8 protein-coding genes and 1 tRNA gene are annotated in these 16,563 nt (G+C 69.8%); 3 read left to right on the top strand and 6 right to left on the bottom strand.

Annotation, left to right across the window (positions count from 1 at the left end):
* Positions 1-15 precede the first annotated feature (15 nt).
* Both AB0K11_RS27295 and AB0K11_RS27290 read right to left on the bottom strand, forming a co-directional pair.
* Complete coding sequence (locus AB0K11_RS27295; protein WP_364984651.1) at positions 16-2,265, bottom strand: fused MFS/spermidine synthase; 2,250 nt, start codon at positions 2,263-2,265, stop codon at positions 16-18.
* A 110-nt stretch (positions 2,266-2,375) separates the two neighbouring features.
* A complete protein-coding gene (locus AB0K11_RS27290; protein ID WP_364984649.1) occupies positions 2,376-3,596 on the bottom strand; it encodes an Ig-like domain-containing protein in 1,221 nt (406 codons plus the stop codon).
* Positions 3,597-3,752: 156 nt separating this feature from the next.
* Here AB0K11_RS27290 and AB0K11_RS27285 point away from each other — a divergent pair.
* A tRNA-Lys gene (locus AB0K11_RS27285) sits at positions 3,753-3,825 on the top strand.
* A gap of 382 nt (positions 3,826-4,207) precedes the next feature.
* Positions 4,208-4,372, top strand: a complete 165-nt coding sequence (locus tag AB0K11_RS27280; RefSeq protein ID WP_364984647.1) for a hypothetical protein — start codon at positions 4,208-4,210, stop codon at positions 4,370-4,372.
* Positions 4,373-4,380: 8 nt separating this feature from the next.
* On the opposite strand, the gene AB0K11_RS27275 is transcribed toward AB0K11_RS27280, so the two are convergent.
* Complete coding sequence (locus tag AB0K11_RS27275) at positions 4,381-4,605, bottom strand: DUF3618 domain-containing protein (RefSeq protein ID WP_364984645.1); 225 nt, start codon at positions 4,603-4,605, stop codon at positions 4,381-4,383.
* Positions 4,606-4,700: 95 nt separating this feature from the next.
* On the opposite strand from AB0K11_RS27275, the gene bcp reads away from it, so the two are divergent.
* The gene (gene bcp / locus AB0K11_RS27270) at positions 4,701-5,174 is read left to right on the top strand and encodes a thioredoxin-dependent thiol peroxidase (RefSeq protein WP_364984643.1); all 474 of its coding nucleotides are present in this window, start codon (positions 4,701-4,703) and stop codon (positions 5,172-5,174) included.
* Here the strand turns inward: bcp and AB0K11_RS27265 are convergent.
* Genes AB0K11_RS27265 through AB0K11_RS27255 form a run of 3 tightly spaced genes read right to left on the bottom strand, consistent with a single transcriptional unit; the run spans position 5,171 to position 16,224 of the window.
* The gene (locus tag AB0K11_RS27265; protein WP_364984641.1) at positions 5,171-6,517 is read right to left on the bottom strand and encodes a dipeptidase; all 1,347 of its coding nucleotides are present in this window, start codon (positions 6,515-6,517) and stop codon (positions 5,171-5,173) included. The genes bcp and AB0K11_RS27265 overlap by 4 nt on opposite strands.
* A 35-nt stretch (positions 6,518-6,552) precedes the next feature.
* Positions 6,553-6,948 (bottom strand): holo-ACP synthase, encoded by a 396-nt coding sequence (locus AB0K11_RS27260; protein ID WP_264015503.1) that lies wholly within the window; start codon positions 6,946-6,948, stop codon positions 6,553-6,555.
* A gap of 60 nt (positions 6,949-7,008) precedes the next feature.
* Positions 7,009-16,224 (bottom strand): fatty acid synthase subunit beta domain-containing protein, encoded by a 9,216-nt coding sequence (locus tag AB0K11_RS27255; protein WP_364984638.1) that lies wholly within the window; start codon positions 16,222-16,224, stop codon positions 7,009-7,011.
* Positions 16,225-16,563: the final 339 nt, after the last annotated feature.

Genomic DNA, 16,563 nt, shown 5'->3' with positions numbered 1-16,563 from the left:
TAGATGCCGGCCGGCTCAGCGCGAGCCGCCCCATTCGGTGACCATGTTGTCGTCGGTGATCGTGGGCGCACCCTCGGTGCGAGCGAGGACCCCGTCTCGCGTTTCCATGTTCATGCCGGTCGGCTTGCCCGGCCCGTAGCCCGCCGAGAGCGAATCGGCCAGGGCCAGCACCTCCTCCAGGCGCGCCTGCTGCTTCGCGTCGGAGAGGTCGAAGACAGGCCTGCCTTCGATGCGGTACTCGCGCAGGATGCGCTCCCAGCGGCGTCGGTCCATCGCGATCGGAGAATCGCTGACGGCCATGAAGTTGATGAAGCGCAATGCGTTCGAATATTCGAGCGCTCCAGTGCGCTGCGCCGCGGGCGAGCCGGTGGTGTTGTAGAACGACACCCCGCCCGGATTGAGGTGCCCGCGGACGAGGTCGAGGTACTCCTTCGACAGCAGGTCGGTGGCGTGTGCGCGCCAATTGAAGCTGGTGTTCTGCACGATGAAATCGAACTTGCGGTCGGGATTGCGGGCGAGCCAGCGCCTTCCGTCGTCGATGACGGTGGTGACCTTGGGGTTCTTCAGCACGCCGGCCTCGCCGGGGTAGTTCGACATCACGTTCAGGTAGGCCGGGTTGATCTCGACCACGGTCAGACTCTCGACCTGTGGATTGTTCGCGATCACCTGCGCCCAGGAACCGGACGAGAGCCCGATCATCAGCACGTCGCGGGGCGCTTCGTGCAGCAGGCTCAGAGCGTAGGCACGGACGATCAGGTTGCGGTCGTCCACCAGGTCGGTGGAGAAATCGCCGTCGTAGACGCCGCCGCCCTGGATCTCGCCGTCCTGCGTGACGCTGACCACGCCGCTCTTGTTCTCCGCCAGGTGCGCAAAGCGCTGCCCCGCATAGTCTTTCTTGAAGTAGAGCCGCTCATAGACACCCCCGAACAGCGACGGCTGAACGGAGACGATGACGACGCCCGTCAGGGCGATGGCCGCGGCGCGCGTGATCAACACCCTCCGCTCGGGCGTGCGGCGTCTGGCGGCCAGCAGCAGCACCAGCGACAGCGCGACACCGAGCAGGGCGAGAAAGAGCGAGATACCGCCCAGGGTCCAGTGGTCCATCAGCACGAAGCCGGTGATCAGGCTGCCCAGCGCCGACCCGCCGATGTTGGCGAGGTACAGGTAGCTCAGCCCCTCGCCCGCGCGAGCGTCCGGCGCGATGGCGATGTGGCAGATCAACGGGAAGATCGCACCCAGCAGGCCCGCCGCGACGGCCACCAGCGGCAGCGACGCGCCCCAGTGCAGCGTGCTGGTGATCAGCGCCGCCGCAGGCACCAGCAGGAAGCTGGCGAGGTTGGCGAACAACACGAACCCGGAGAGCGAGGCCACCTGCTCACCGGCCGCAGGCTCACGGCAGAAGCGCCGGCTGACCAGCGCGCCGAGCGCGATGCCCAGCAGATAGCTGCCCAGCAGTAACGCGAAGGCCTGCGCGACGCCGCCCGATGCGAACGAATACACGCGGTACCACAGGATCTCGTAGCTCAGCGCGATGTAGCCGCAGAGCGCCGACAGCAGCAGCGCCAACCAGAAGCCACGGGTGTTGAACTGCGTGAGCCGCGGACCGCGCTCGACGTCCACCTTCGGCGATCTCGCCTGCGCGATGAGGGCGCCGACACCGACGACCACATTGATGCCGCAGGCAAGCGTCACAGCGCCCTGCTGACCCAGCAGGCGCATCAGGAATGCGGCGACGATGAAGCAGGCGAAGGCGCTGCCGAGAGTGTTGACGAAGTACAGCAGCCCTACGCTGCGCCCGACGTTTCCCGAGTGCTTCACCAGATGCGCCGTCAACAGCGGCAGCGTGGCGCCCATCAACAGCGTGGGGATCAGGACGAGCAAGAACGTGAACAGCGCTGTCAGCGGCGCGCTCATCTGGAGGGTCAGCTCGCCCACCGTGTGGAACAGACCCAGCGAGAAGAAGCCGAAGGCGCCGATGCCGATCTCGATGGCCGCGAACACCCCCAGCAGCGGCAGGCGCAGCCGCGACAGCCGCCCGCCCGCGAAGCTGCCGAGGCCCAGCCCGAGCATGAACGCCGTGACCACCACGGTGACGCTCTCGACATTGATGCCGTAGATGGTGAACAGCGAGCGTTGCCAGACGAGTTGGTAGATCAGCGCCGGGACACCCGAGCAGAAGAAGATGGCGCAGATCACCGCCAGGTTCGCCCGCGGGGCGGCCACCGCGGTATTCGCCGGTGGGGTCACCACCGACTGTTCAGCCATGTGCGGCCCTACGCGCGGTCAACGCCGCACAGCTCGTGACGGTCCTGCCGACATGAACGCTCCCAGCTTCTCGCGGGCATGCAGAGCAGCCCTCGTCGTCGCGTCACGGGTCAGATGGCGGCGTTGCCGGCCTTCCACTGGCTCCACGGAATGTTCCAGTCGCCGAGTCCGTCCGTGCCGGGCAGGACGGAGCCGACGGTGTTGACCACCTCGACGATGTCGCCGCGCTTGGTGTTGTCGTAGAACCACCGGGCGTTGGACGTGCTGACGTTGAGGCAGCCGTGGCTGACGTTGCTGTAGCCCTGACTGCCCACCGACCACGGGGCCCCGTGCACGTAGATGCCGCTGTAGGACATCTGGGTGGCCCAGTCGACCTCGGTGCGGTACCCGTTCGGGGAGTTGGCGGGCACACCGTAGGTCGACGAATCCATCACCAGGTGGGAGTACCGGTCGCCGATGATGTAGGTGCCGTTGTTGGTCGGGGTGCTGTTCTTGCCCATCGAGATCGGCATGGTCTTGATCACCTCGCCGTTGCGGCGGACGGTCAGCGTCTTGTTGTTGTCATCGGCGGTCGCGACGACCTCGTCGCCGATGGTGAACTTGGTCTTGACGTTCTCCTGGCCGAACAACCCGTCACCCAGGTCGACGCCGTAGGTGTTGACGGACACGTCCACGGTGGTGCCGGGCTTCCAGTACTCCGCTGGGCGCCAACGGACTTCGCGGTTGCTCAGCCAGTAGAACGCGCCCTCCACCGGCGGTGTGGTCTGCACGGTGATCGCGCGCTGCGCCGCGAGCCGGTTGGGGATGTTCTCGTCGAACCGCACCGCGATGGGCTGGCCGACGCCGACGACCTCGCCATCGTTGGGCAGCACGTACGGCATGGTGAGGTTCTCCGGCGAGTGCGTCTCGAAGCTCATCTGCCTGCTGGTGACGCCGCCCAGACCCAGCGACTCCGCGCTGAGCGAGTAACGCTTGTTGTAGCCCAGCGGCTCCGTGGTCGCCCACGACAGCCCATCCGGACTGAGCTTTCCGGCCACCGGCTCGCCGTCCTCGTTGGTCATGTTGACCGCGCCGAGCACGCCGCCCTCGGCATTGACCGTCACCGGGCTGTCGACGGCCACGCCCACCGCGCCGTCGGTGACCGACGCCGTCAGCTTGGGCATCAGCAGGTCGCCGAACGGGGTGCCCTTCTCGGAGATCACCTGGGGCTGCTCCTGGGCCGTGTCGCCACCACAGCCGCTCAGGCCCAGTGCGAGCACGGGGATCAGGGCGATCGCCAGCCACCAGACCCGGTTCTTACGCGGACCGGTTACGGCACGGACCTGCCTCATTCTCTCCTCCACCTCACGACCTACGGTCGGGAACGACGACTTTATTGGCAATAGTCTAAGGGCAAAGTCGGACAACGGCTCATTCGCGCTGAGCCGTCCCTCAGGTCCCGAATGGATTTCGTACCCCGCCACCCGAACTGTTACTCTCGCTGTCGCGCGCCGTTAGCTCAGTTGGTAGAGCAGCTGACTCTTAATCAGCGGGTCCGGGGTTCGAAACCCTGACGGCGCACTCTTTCTCCTCCGGCGCGGTGCGGGCGTTCCAGCCCGCACTGCCCTTTCTCCCCTCGCGTCAGGCACCTGACTTCCCGCACGCTCGAGCGCGGCCGAATCCGCTCTGCGCAGGTCACGCCCGACCGCTTTGCGGTTGACGTTTGCGACAATTTGTAAACGGTTTCCCGCTTCCGAGGACATCTGATGTGCTGCAGTTCACTCAGCAGGCCTATACCGACGGTATGTCCACTGCGGGTGAACAGTTGCGGGCAGCGTCAGACGAGTCACATTTTCGCAGTCAAACGACCCTTGCCGCCGGACCTGCTGCTATCATTGTGTTAGCTGACCACTTCGTGACGCGGTCCGGTCGGCGGCAACCGACGAATTCAAAGGCTTAGCTGATGTCCACTGCAGGCGCACCCCGAGCGACGGGCACACCTGCCTCGCCGCAGCACGACGAGGTAGCTGCGCCGCTGCACGTGCACAGCTGCAGCAGGCTCGGCCGTCGCGCCAATCCGCCGCGGTTGACGATCGCCGACTGGCTGCTGTCCAGCCGGCGCCGCTGATCAGCGCGTCAGCGCCTCGACCTGCGCACGATCACCAGCACGACCACCACACCCACGCCCGCGAGTGACGCCGCCACCGCGGGCGTCTTCACGAAACGGATCACACCGGCCTTGAGGTCGTTGGCGACGCGCTGCGGGTTCGCGCGTTCGGCGAGCGAGTCCACCGTGGCGGCCAACTGATCACGGGCCTGGTCGATGTCCTGCTTGATGGTGTCGGGATCTCGGTCCGCCACGTCTGCCTCCACCTCGGTCGCTGCTCTGCCGCACTACCCTAGATCAGCCGGTGTCCATCGGTGGGCACCGGCCGACAGAAGGGTTACCCAGACGCATGCCACAGACTCCTCGTCTCGAGGTCGGCGACACGGCGCCGTCGTTCAGCCTGCCCGACGCCGACGGCAACACCGTCGCGCTGTCGGACTACCAGGGCCGCAAGGTCATCGTGTACTTCTACCCGGCCGCGTCGACCCCGGGTTGCACCAAGCAGGCGTGCGACTTCCGCGACAGCCTCACTGAACTCAACGGCGCCGGCCTCGACGTGGTGGGCATCTCGCCGGACAAGCCGGCCAAGCTGGCGAAGTTCCGGGACCAGGAGGGCCTGACGTTCCCGCTGCTGTCCGATCCCGACAAAGAGGTGCTCACCGCGTGGGGCGCCTTCGGGGAGAAGACGATGTACGGCAAGACCGTTCAGGGCGTCATCCGCTCGACCTTCGTCGTCGACGAGAAGGGCGACATCGCCGAGGCCCAGTACAACGTCCGGGCCACCGGGCACGTCGCCAAGCTGCGGCGCGACCTGTCGGTCTAGCTGCCGGTCACTGCACTCTCGCCGAGTTTCGCCAGCAGCAGCGCCTCGGCGGTGGCCGCCCGTTCGAGCACACCGAGGTGCAGGCTCTCGTTGACGCTGTGCGCCTGGGTGCCCGGATCCTCGACGCCGGTGACCAGGATCGCCGCCGCCGGGAACGCTGCGGCGAACTCGGCGATGAACGGGATCGAGCCGCCCATCCCCATGTCCACCGGTTCGGTGCCCCACGCCTGCCGGAATGCGGCCCGCGCCGCCTCGTAGACCGGACCCGTGGCGTCGATGGCGTAGGGCTGCCCGATGTCGCCGGGCGTGACCGCGACGCGCGCGCCCCACGGGACGTGCTGCTCGAGGTGGCGGGTCAGCGCGTCGAGGTGGGCGCGGGCGTCGCCGCCGGGGGCGACCCGCATGCTGACCTTGGCCCGCGCCCGCGGGATCAGGGTGTTCGAGGCCTGGTCGATCGGCGTGGTGTCGATGCCGATCACCGTGATCGCGGGCTTGGCCCACAACCGCTGCACCACTGAGCCGGAACCGATCTCGGCGACGCCGTCGAGCAGGCCGGTCTCGGTGCGCACCCAGTCGGCGCCCCGGTCCACGTCGGCGGCACTGCCGACGTGCAGGCCGTCGACCGCCACGTTGCCCTCGTCGTCGTGCAGGCTCGCCAGCAGGCGCACCAGCACCGACAACGCGTCCGGCACCACGCCGCCCCACAGTCCCGAGTGCAGGCCGTGGTCCAGGGTGGCGACCTCGACCACGCAGTCGGCCAGCCCGCGCAGTGACACCGTGAGTGCAGGAATCTCGGTGCTCCAGTTGTCCGAGTCGGCGATCACGATGACGTCGGCGGCCAGCAGATCCTTGTGCGCCTCCAGCAGTGCGCCCAGCGACGGCGACCCGGACTCCTCCTCGCCCTCCACGAACACCGTCACCCCGACCGGCGGGGTGCCGCCGTGGGCCCGGAAGGCGGCCAGATGTGTCGCGATGCCGGCCTTGTCGTCGGCGGTGCCGCGGCCGTACAGCCGCCCGTCGCGTTCGGTGGGCTCGAATGGCGCTGTGCCCCACTGCGAGTGGTCGCCCTCGGGTTGGACGTCGTGATGGGCGTAGAGCAGCACCGTCGGCGCTCCCGGCGGCGCCGGGTGGCGGGCGATCACCGCGGGCGCCCCGCCCTCGGCGACGATGCGGATGTCGTCGAAGCCGGCCGCGCCGAGCAGGTCCGCCACCGCTTGCGCGCTGCGCTGCACCTCGCCGCGGCGCGCCGGGTCGGCCCACACCGACTCGATGCGCACCAGATCCTCCAGATCCGCACGGACCGAGGGCAGCACGTCGCGGACGCGTTCGACCACATCACTCATGGCGACGAGGCTAGTGGCACCCTCGCGGGAACGCGTCAGTCGGCGGATTCCAGGATCGCCACCGCGGCGGCCGTGTCGGCCTCGTGGGTCAGCGAGACGTGGATCGTCACATCCTGCAGATGCTTGGCGATGTCACCGGACAGCCGCACCTTCGGCCGGCCCCACATGTCCGTCACCACCTCGATGTCGCGGTGGATTCCCTCGGGCAGCGCGGGCCGCTTGGAGAACCGCGAGCCCGACCACGCCTTGATCACGGCCTCCTTGGCCGCCCACCGGGCCGCGAGGTGCCGGGCCGCCGACGAACTCTTGTCCGCGGCGTCCCGGCGCTCCCCCGGCGTGAACGTCTCGGAGAACACCGTGCCCGGGCGGTCGACCTGTTCGGCGAACTCCGGGATGGAAACCAGGTCGATGCCCACACCCACTATCGCCACGCAGGCACCCTAGCCCAAGCCGATGCGCTCATCGGTGCTGGTTGCTCTTCGCGCAAGCGCTCATCGGCCGTACACGTCGCCGTCGCCGAGCCTCGACGCCGCGTCGAGCAGCATCGCCGCCTCCTGCCGCTTCTCCGACCCGTCGTGGCCGAAGCGCCGGTCCGCCGGTCGCTCGTACATCGGGCGACCGCCCGCGATGGCCGACGCCAGCCGGCGACGACCCGCGAGCGTGCGCTGGTCGGCGCGCCGGCGGTAGTCCTCGCGCTGCTCGGGATCGAGCGAGGCGAGGAACGCCTGCGGGTGGACCAGCGCGATGAGCCCGGACACGTGTCCGAAGCCCAGGCTGGTCACCAGGCCGGCCTTGAGCGGGAACCTCTCCCCCAGCCGCAGGGTCTCGCGCGGCCAGACGAAGTGCCCGGAGGTGGCCATCTCGTCGTCGACACAGTCCAGGCTGCGGTTCGGCGGGATGACCCCGTCGCGCAGGACCTGGCACAGGCCCATCATCTGGAACACCGCGGCGCCGCCCTTGGCGTGGCCTGTCAGCGTCTTCTGGCTGACGACGAACAGCGGCGCCCCGGCCGACCGGCCCATCGAGTCCGCGAGCCGCTCGTGCAGTTCGGTCTCGTTGGGGTCGTTGGCCAGCGTCGAGGTGTCGTGCTTGTAGATCACCGCGATGTCGTCGGCACCGACGCCGAGCTTGGCCAGCGAGCGTGCCAGCACCGAGTCCCTGCCGCCGCGACCGGCGCCGAGCGCGCCCAGTCCCGGTGCCGGGATCGAGGTGTGCACACCGTCGGCGAAGCTCTGCGCGTAGCCGACGACCGCCAGCACCGGCAGACCCATCCTGACCGCGAGGTCACCGCGGGCCAGCAGGATCGTGCCGCCGCCCTGGGCCTCGACGAAGCCGAGCCTGCGCCGGTCGTTGGCGCGCGAGAACTTCGAATCGCTGATCCCCTTGGCGCGCATCATCTGGGTGTCGGCGGTGGCCGCCATGTCACCGAAGCCGATGATCGCCTCGAGCGTCAGGTCGTCGAAGCCGCCCGCGACCACCAGTTCGGCCTTGCCGAGCCGGATCTTGTCGACGCCCTCCTCGACCGACACCGCCGCGGTGGCGCAGGCGCCGACCGGGTGGATCATCGCGCCGTAGGAGCCGATGTAGGACTGCACGACGTGCGCGGCCACGACGTTGGGCAGCACCTCCTGCAGGATGTCGTTCGGCTTGTTCCGGCCGAGCAGATTGCCGTGGTACATGGTCTGCATCGACGTCATGCCGCCCATGCCGGTGCCCTGCGTGCTGGCCACCAGGCTGGGGTGCACCCAGCGCATCAGCTCGGTCGGGCTGAAGCCCGCCGACAGGAACGCATCGACGGTGGCGACGATGTTCCACAGCGCCACCCGGTCGATCGAGTTGGCCATGTCGGGCGTGATGCCCCACACCGTGGGATCGAAGCCGGTGGGGATCTGCGCGCCGACCGTGCGGGACAGTTTCGTCTTGCGCGGCACCCGGATCTCGGTGCCCGCCTTGCGGATCACCTGCCAGTCGGCCGAGTCCGGGACAGGGCGGATCACGGTGTGCTCGGGATCGAACGCCACGAACGTGCGGGCCTCGTCCTCCGACGACACCACGAACGAGAAGTCCTTGTCCAGGAACACGCTCACCAGCAGCGGCGACGAATGATCGGGATCTAGGAAGCCGTCGTCGACGAATTCCCGGATGCCGCAACGCTCCACGACGGCGTCGTGATAGCGCTCGACGAGCTCCTCCTCGGGGACCAGGTCACCGGATGCGGCGTCGTACCAGCCCGGCTTCGGGTCGTCTTCCCAGGTGATCAGGCCGGTCGTCCACGCCAGCTCGAGCACGCCTGCCGCCGACAGTTCGTTGTCGACCTCCATCTCGAAGCGGGTCCGCGACGAACCGTAGGGCCCGAGTTCGGCGCCGCCGACGATCACCACGAGGTCCGCGGGGTCGACGTCGAGGTCGGCCCACTCGGGAGCCGGCGCCGGGCCGTCCAGCCGCGGCGGGGCGGGCAGCGCGGCGATGGTGCCCGGCGTTGGCCCGTCCTCCGGCAGCGTCTCGGTGGTCATCTCCTCGCGCGCCTTGGCCGCCAGTGCCGCCATGTCGAGCTCGACGTCGCCGAGGCCACCGGTCAGGTCGACCTCGAGCGGCTCGCGGGCCGCGGACACCTTCGCGTCGATGTCGCAGAGCGCCAACAGCATCGAGGCCATCTCGGCGGTGGTGTAGGTGGTGGCGCCGGCTTCCTCGACAGCACCCACGATCGCGTCGTTGTGACCCATCAGGCCGGTGCCCTTGGTCCAACCGATCAGCGCGTGCGCCAGCGAAACCCGCTGCGCCCAGGACGATTCGGCCTTCCAGCGAGTCACCAGCGCATCGAGCGCGGACTTGGCCTCACCGTAGGCGCCGTCACCGCCGAACATGCCGCGGTTCGGTGAACCAGGCAGCACCACGTGCAGCCGCGACGCGATGTCGCGCTCCGCGCCGATGCCCGACAGTCCTGCGATCAGCCGCTGCACGGCCCACAGCAGCACCTTCATCTCCATCTCGGAGCGCGAACCGGCCTCCGACATGTCGCCGGCCACCCTCGGGGCGGCGAACGGGAACAGCAGCGTCGGCGTCTGGGCGTCCTTGAGGTGGATCGACTGCGGCCCCAAGCTCTCGGTCTGCTCCGAGCCGACCCACGACACCAGTGCGTCGATGTCGTTGTAGGAGGCCATGTTCGCCGGCACCACCCACAGCGTCGCGCCGAAGCGCGCACTGTCGCGGTAGAGCGACTTGTAGAACTCCAGCCGGGCGTCGTCGAGGCGCGAGGTGGTGGCGATCACCGTCGCCCCGCCCTCGAGCAGCTGCGCGGCCACCGATGCGGCGATCGAGCCCTTCGACGCGCCCGTCACCACCGCGACCTCGTCGCTGTAGTGGCCGCGGCCCGGGTTCTCCGCACCGGCGGCGATCCGGCCGAACAGCGATGCGTGCACGTTGCGGCCCGTGGCCAGCGCCTTGCCCTGCCACCAGTTCGCCTGGGTGGCCACCACGTGGCCGGCGCCCTCGAACCGCTCGGCCAGTCGCGGCCAGTCGGCGTCGACGTCGTCCTCCTCGGCCAGCCAGATCTTCACGAGATCCTCACGCGCGCTGGCCCAGCGGTCGTCGAACACGACGGCCTTGCGACCGTCGAAGGCCGGTGCGACCAGCCGCGGCCAGTCGGAGCCGAGCTCGGTGGTGACCAGGTCGATCAGTTCCGCGTCATTCGCGGTCTCGGGTGCGGTGACCGGCGTGTCGAGGCCCAGCTGGTCGAGGACCAGGCGGGCGGCCGAGGCCAGCACGCCGTCGCGACCGGTGACCTGTTCGGCGAACTCGCCGAGCGCGGCCGAATCCACCACGCCGCCTGCGGCTCCGCCGGCAGACGGGAGTGTCACGGAGACACCCTTGCGCGCGGCCACCGCCGTCACGGCGCCGTCGACGGCCTTGTCGACCGACGCGACGTCGGCGAGCGCACCCTCGTGCAGGTTGCCCAGCCCGCCGCCGCGCACGCTGCTGCCCTCACGGGTCCCCATCGCCACCTCGACGGTGACGTGCTTGACCCAGCCGTCGCCGAGCTCCCAGGTCTTCTTCACCCGCTCGGCGATGTAGGCCGGGCGCTTGCCCGACGGGCCGAGCACGGTGCGCAACTGGTCGTTGATCGCATCCGAGAGCACCGGGCCGAACGGCTTGTAGGTGCGGGCCAGCTTGGTGACCTGACCCTTCAGCGCGGCGAGGTCGGCCTCGGCCGCACCGTCGATCGCGCCGAGGTTCAGCTCCGAACCGAGGTCGACCAGCAGCTGGTTGCGCCGCGACGACGCACCGTCGGTGATCGACTCGATGGAGTCCAGCCCCTCGATCTGGTCGAGCCGCATCTTGGCCGACAGCGCGATCAGCGCCACCGTCGCGTCTGCGGCATCGAACGTCAGGTCGTCGGGACGGGGACCGCCCGACGGCGCCGCCGGGGCGGCCTGCGCGGGCGCAGCTGCCGCCGCAGGTGCCTCGTCGGCCGGTCCGGCCGGGGCGTCGTCGAGTTCGGGCTCGGGCTCCGGATCGGTGTCGTTGGCGAACAGCACCGCGGCGTCGCGCTCGGAGTTGAGCACCTCCACCGTGCTGTGCGAGTACTCGGGCAGCTTCAGCGTGTTGGTCGCCAGGCCCGCCACAGTCGGCGCGGACTTCACGCCGAGCTCGACGAACCGTTCGACGCCGAGTCCGCCCGCGGCCTCCTCGATGAACAGCAGGTCCTGGGTCTCGATCCACCGCACCGGGCTGGCGAACTGCCACGCCAGCAGCTCGATCACGATCTTGCGGCACAGTTCCCGCGGCTTCTCGTTGAGCCACGTGTCGTAGTCGGCGAGGATCTCGTCGAGCGGCTCGGCGGGCACCAGGTCGCGGATCTCCTGGATGAAGTCGCGATCCAGCGTGAACGGCCGGGGCACCAGGTTGGGGATGTACTTGCCGATCAGCAGGTCGGGATCGGCGTCGCGCGGCATCACGCGCTCCAGCGAGCGGCGGAAGTCGGCGACGCCGACCCGCAGCACCGACGAGTGGAACGGCACGTCGATACCCGGCACGAGGATGAAGGATCGCTTGCCGCCGCTGATCTCGCGGCGCCGCTCGACCTCTTCCTCGAGCACCTCGAGGCCGCGCACGGTGCCGGCGATGGCGTACTGCGATCCGCGCAGGTTGTAGTTCACGATCTGCAGGAATTCCCCGGTGCGCGCGGCGATCTCGTCGACGAACGCCGTGACGTCGGCGTCGGGTAGGTCGATCTGCGACGGCCGGATAGCGGCCAGCCGGTAGTTGGACCGGCCCTGCTCGTCGCGCGGCACGATGTCGTGCATCTTGCTGCCGCGGTGGAACACCACCTCCAGCAGCGCCTCCAGTTCGTAGACGCCGGAGACGCACGCCAGGGCGGTGTACTCGCCGACGGAGTGCCCGCAGGCGATCGCGCCCTCGACGAACGCACCCTGCTCGCGCATCTCGGCGACCTGGGCGGCCGCCACGGTCGCCATCGCGACCTGGGTGAACTGCGTCAGGTAGAGCACGCCCTCGGGATGCTGGTAGTGCACGCCGGAGGCGACGAGACTGGTCGGGTTGTCGCGCACCACGTGCAGCACCGAGAAGCCGAGCGTCTCGCGGGTGAACTTGTCCGCGGAGTCCCACACCTTGCGGGCCGCCTTGGACCGGGCACGGACCTCCATGCCCATGCCCTTGTGCTGGATGCCCTGGCCGGGGAAGGCGTAGACGGTCTTCGGCGCGGCCAGCCGTGCGGTCGCCGACATCACCAGGTTGTTGTCGACCTTGGCGGTGACCTCGAGAACCTCTGCGCCGACGTCGATCCCGACGCGGTCGACCCGGAACTCGATCTCGTCACCGGGCAGCACCATGCCGAGGAACCGTGCGGTCCAGCCGATGAGGCGGGCCGGCGGAACGGCCTTGCCGTCCGTCGCGGTGACGACGTGCTGCGCGGCTGCGGACAGCCACATCCCGTGCACGATGGGCGATTCCAGGCCGGCCAGCAGGGCCGCGGCGCGGTCGGTGTGGATGGGATTGTGGTCACCGGACACGACGGCGAACGGCCGCATGTCGACCGGGGCGCCGACGCTGACGTCGCGACGGCGGCGGCGCGGGGTGTCGGTGGCGTTGCCGGAGACGGCTCCGCCCGCCCGGACCGGATCGGTCAGTTCGGCCGCACCGACGCGGCCGCGGATGGCGAATCGCTCCTCGAGCGTGGCCACCACGGCGCCGTCGGCGGTCGTCACCGTCACGGCGACCGGGACGACCCGGCCCACCTCGGTGTCGGTGGCCACCGAAGCGGTTGCGGTGACGGTGAGTTCGGCGACCTCGGTGGGCAGCGGCGCCTCGAGCCGGGCGGCGTGGTCGAGATGCACCAGGCTCAGCAGACCCTCGACGACCGGGAAGCCCGAGTCGGTGGCCGCGTCGCCGATGGCGGCGAACACGGCGGGCCAGCACCGGCCGACGAGCGCGTCCGGGACCACCGTCAGGGTAGGCGCCAGCGGTGCGCCGAACGTGGCGGTCACACCGGTGTGGTCGGCCACCTGCTCGGGGTCCCACCCGACGGTGACCGTCGCCGAACCGCCGGACACCGGCGGCAGCGCATCGGCGCCGTCGACGCCCGCGGCGATGGCGAGCACCGCACGCATCGCGGTGGCGGCGTCGTCGGTGGACACCAGCGGCGCTCCGCCGCTGCGGACGACATCGGTCAGTGTGAAACGGATCTCGATCCAAGTGCCCGACAGCGGCACGCTCAGGACGACGTGCTCGTCGTCGGCGACGGTGATGCGCGCACCGGTGGATGCGTGGGTGGCGATGGTCTGGTTGTCGCGCACCTGCCAGTCCGTCGGCTCGGCGATGCGGTGCACCGGGTTGGTCGCGGTGCGGCCGGCCCACAGCACATCGGGCGCGTCGAGCAGCGCGGCGAGCGGACCGGTGACGTCGGCACGGCCCTGGCGGCGGGACAGCACCGGCGCCGGGTCTCCGTTGCGGGCGAGCGCCTGGTTGACGGCGGCCTGCTCGAAGCGGTCGAGCAGTTCGCCGACGGGCTCGTCGACGCGGGTGATGCCGGCGACGGCGGCGGTGCCGGGGATGATGCACACCTGGTCGGCGGAGTAGCGGGCGTCGTGGGCCTGCCACAGCGAGTCGCTGCGCCACCACCGGCGGACGTCCTTGTCGATCACCGGCACGAAGTTCACCGGCTTGCCGAGTGTCTTGCACAGCTGGACGAAGAACGGCACGTCGGCCGGGTGCAGCTGCACCGTCTCGGCGTCCGGGTAGCGCCGCACGAGGGCGGCGATCGCCGCCTCGGGCTCCTCGAGCAGCCGGCCCTCTGGGAACAGCGTCGGGATCTCGCCGGAGTCGACGGCGTGCAGCCGGGCCTCGGCGCGCTGCAGCATCTGCTCGAAGCGGTCCCGCCAGGTGATGTCCAGCCACGGCGAGTCCGGCTTCTTCGAGTCGGCGTTGCTGCTGCCGTCCCCGATGGCCAGCTCGACATAGCGCTGCAGCCACTGCAGGTAGGTCATCTCGCCGACGTCACCGAAGTAGGGCTTGGCGGTGACGGCCATCGCCGCGATGATCTCGTCGCGCCGCTCGGCGACGGCGTCGGCGTCACCGGCGACGTCGTCGAGCAGGCGTCCGCAGCGTGACGCGGCGTTGTCGATCTCGTGGATGTCGGCGCCGAGCTGGCTGCGCCCGGAGGCCATGCCGCCCTGGGCTTTTCCGGCGCCCACCCATGTCTCGGTGCCGCGGGTCTCGACCAGCATCTGCTTGACCTGGGGGCTGGTGGTGGCCTCGAGGGTGGCCATCGCCGCGGTGCCGACCAGGATGCCGTCGACCGGCATGGCCGGGAAGCCGAAGGACTCCGACCAGCGCCCGGACAGGTACTCGGCGGCCTGCTCGGGTGTGCCGATGCCACCGCCGACGCAGATGGTGATGTTGGACCGCGACCGCAGCTCCGAGTAGGTCGCCAGCAGCAGGTCGTCGAGGTCCTCCCAGGAGTGGTGGCCGCCGGCGCGGCCGCCCTCGATGTGCACGATCACCGGCTTGGTGGGCACCTCGGCGGCGATGCGGATGACCGAGCGGATCTGCTCGACGGTGCCGGGCTTGAACACGACGTGGCCGATGCCGATGGAGTTGAGCTCGTCGATCAGGTCGACGGCCTCTTCGAGCTCCGGGATGCCTGCGGTGACGACGAGGCCGTCGATCGGCGCACCCGCCTGACGCGCCTTCTGCACCAGGCGCTTGCCACCGACCTGCAGCTTCCACAGGTACGGGTCGAGGAACAGCGAGTTGAACTGCACGGAGCGACCCGGCTCGAGCAGCCCGGTGAGTTCGGTGATGCGGTCGTTGAAGATCTGCTCGGTGACCTGTCCACCGCCGGCCAGCTCGGCCCAGTGGCCGGCATTGGCGGCGGCGGCGACGATCTTGGCGTCGACGGTGGTGGGCGTCATGCCCGCGAGCAGGATCGGCGAGCGGCCGGTCAGCCGGGTGAACTTCGTCGACAGCTTGACCGAGCCGTCCGGCAGGCGCACGGTCGTCGGCGCGTAGCTCGACCACGGGCGGGCCACTTCGGGCACCGCGCCGACGGTGAACAGGTTGCGCTGTCCGCCCCGGGTGGCGGCGGGCACGATGCCGATGCCGAGGCCGCGGATCACCGGGGCCGTCAGCCGCGTCAAGATGTCGCCGGGCCCGAGGTCGAGGATCCAGCGGGCGCCGGCCTCGTGCAGGTCGGTGATCTCGTCGACCCAGTCGACCTGGGTGACGAGGATGGCCTCGGTCATGGCGCGGGCGAGGTCGACGTCGATCCCGACGGCCTCGGCCCAGCGGCCGACGATGTCGACGCCGTCGGACAGCCGCGGCGTGTGGAAGCCCACCTCGACCTGCACGGGGTCGAAGGACGGCGCGAACACGGCGCCGCCGCGGACCTTGTTCTTGCGCTCGGCCTCTTCCTTCTCCGAGATCTGGGCGCAGTACAGCTCGAAGCGGGACAGCTGCTCGGGGGTGCCGGTGATGACGACGGAGCGGCGGCCGTTGCGGATCGACAGCACCGGGGGCAGCACGGTGCGGACGTCCTGGGCGAACTCCTCGATCAGTTCGTAGATGCGCTCGGGATCGGCGTTGGTGACCGACACCATGGGCGGGCGGTCACCGAGGACGGTGATGCCACGCCGCCGCGCGACGAGCGTGCCGGCCGCACCGATCAGCTGGGCCAGCGCGAGCAGCTCGACGTCCTTGGCGCCGCGGGCGGCGAGCGCCTCCACGGCGAGCACGCCCTGCGAGTGGCCTGCGACGGCGACCGGCGGGGTGGCGTACAGATCCATGCCCTGGCGGGCCAGCGCGCGCACCGCGGCGATCTGGGTGAGCAGCACGCCCGGCACGGAGACGGCGGCCGACGTCAGCTGCTTGGCGGTGGGCAGCGGCTCGTCGGAGGCCAGCGCACGCACCCAGGCCAGCGGCTCGAAGCCGATCGGCCGGACGACCACGAGTTCCTTCGCGACCGGTTCGAGGAGCAGTTCGGCCTCGCCGGCGAGTGTCGCGAGTTCGCCTTCGATGCCCGCGGAGGAGACCAGCTCCTCGAGAGTGTCGAGCCATGCGCTGCCCTGGCCGCCGAAGGCCACCGCATACGGCTCACCGGCGTTGAGGCGGTCGACGAGCGCATGCGCGGATCTGGTGGCCTCGACGTCGCCGCTGCGGTCGGTGGGCATCCGGTCGTGCTCGTGGATCGTCACGTCTTGTTATCTCCCTCGGCGCGCTGCCTGCGCGCTTGTCGTCTCGCTCGTCGAACTGGCGGTCGTGACCGACGGTGGTCGGCTCGCCGGCTGCGCTCCCCTGCGTCGGGCCGGCGGAAGATTCGGCGTCGAATCCGCGTTGGCGGCCGCCCGTGTCCGGGCGGTCCAACCCCACTAAGAGTGGCATAAGAGGAGGGGGTACTTCCGGCCCGGAATTGGTTACTGGCGAGTTCTACGCCCGAGTAACCCACGGCCAGATAACACGGCGCCCTTCGCGGTGCGACGACAAGCGGGACAAACGTCCTGCATGCAGGTGGTTACGGTTGAGTAGCTACAACT

The sequence above is a fragment of the Mycobacterium sp. NPDC050551 genome, assembly GCF_040674075.1.
In the GTDB taxonomy this organism is placed as follows: Bacteria; Actinomycetota; Actinomycetes; order Mycobacteriales; family Mycobacteriaceae; genus Mycobacterium.
The sequence above is the reverse complement of the archived record's forward strand: the minus strand, read 5'-3'. Positions and strand labels throughout refer to the sequence as shown.

Bases quoted from the DNA above. Each gene is read 5' to 3' on its own strand.
- AB0K11_RS27295 (WP_364984651.1), bottom strand. From the start codon at position 2,265: ATGGCTGAACAGTCGGTGGTGACCCCACCGGCGAATACCGCGGTGGCC.
- AB0K11_RS27290 (WP_364984649.1), bottom strand. From the start codon at position 3,596: ATGAGGCAGGTCCGTGCCGTAACCGGTCCGCGTAAGAACCGGGTCTGG.
- AB0K11_RS27280 (WP_364984647.1), top strand. From the start codon at position 4,208: ATGTCCACTGCAGGCGCACCCCGAGCGACGGGCACACCTGCCTCGCCG.
- bcp (WP_364984643.1), top strand. From the start codon at position 4,701: ATGCCACAGACTCCTCGTCTCGAGGTCGGCGACACGGCGCCGTCGTTC.
- AB0K11_RS27265 (WP_364984641.1), bottom strand. From the start codon at position 6,517: ATGAGTGATGTGGTCGAACGCGTCCGCGACGTGCTGCCCTCGGTCCGT.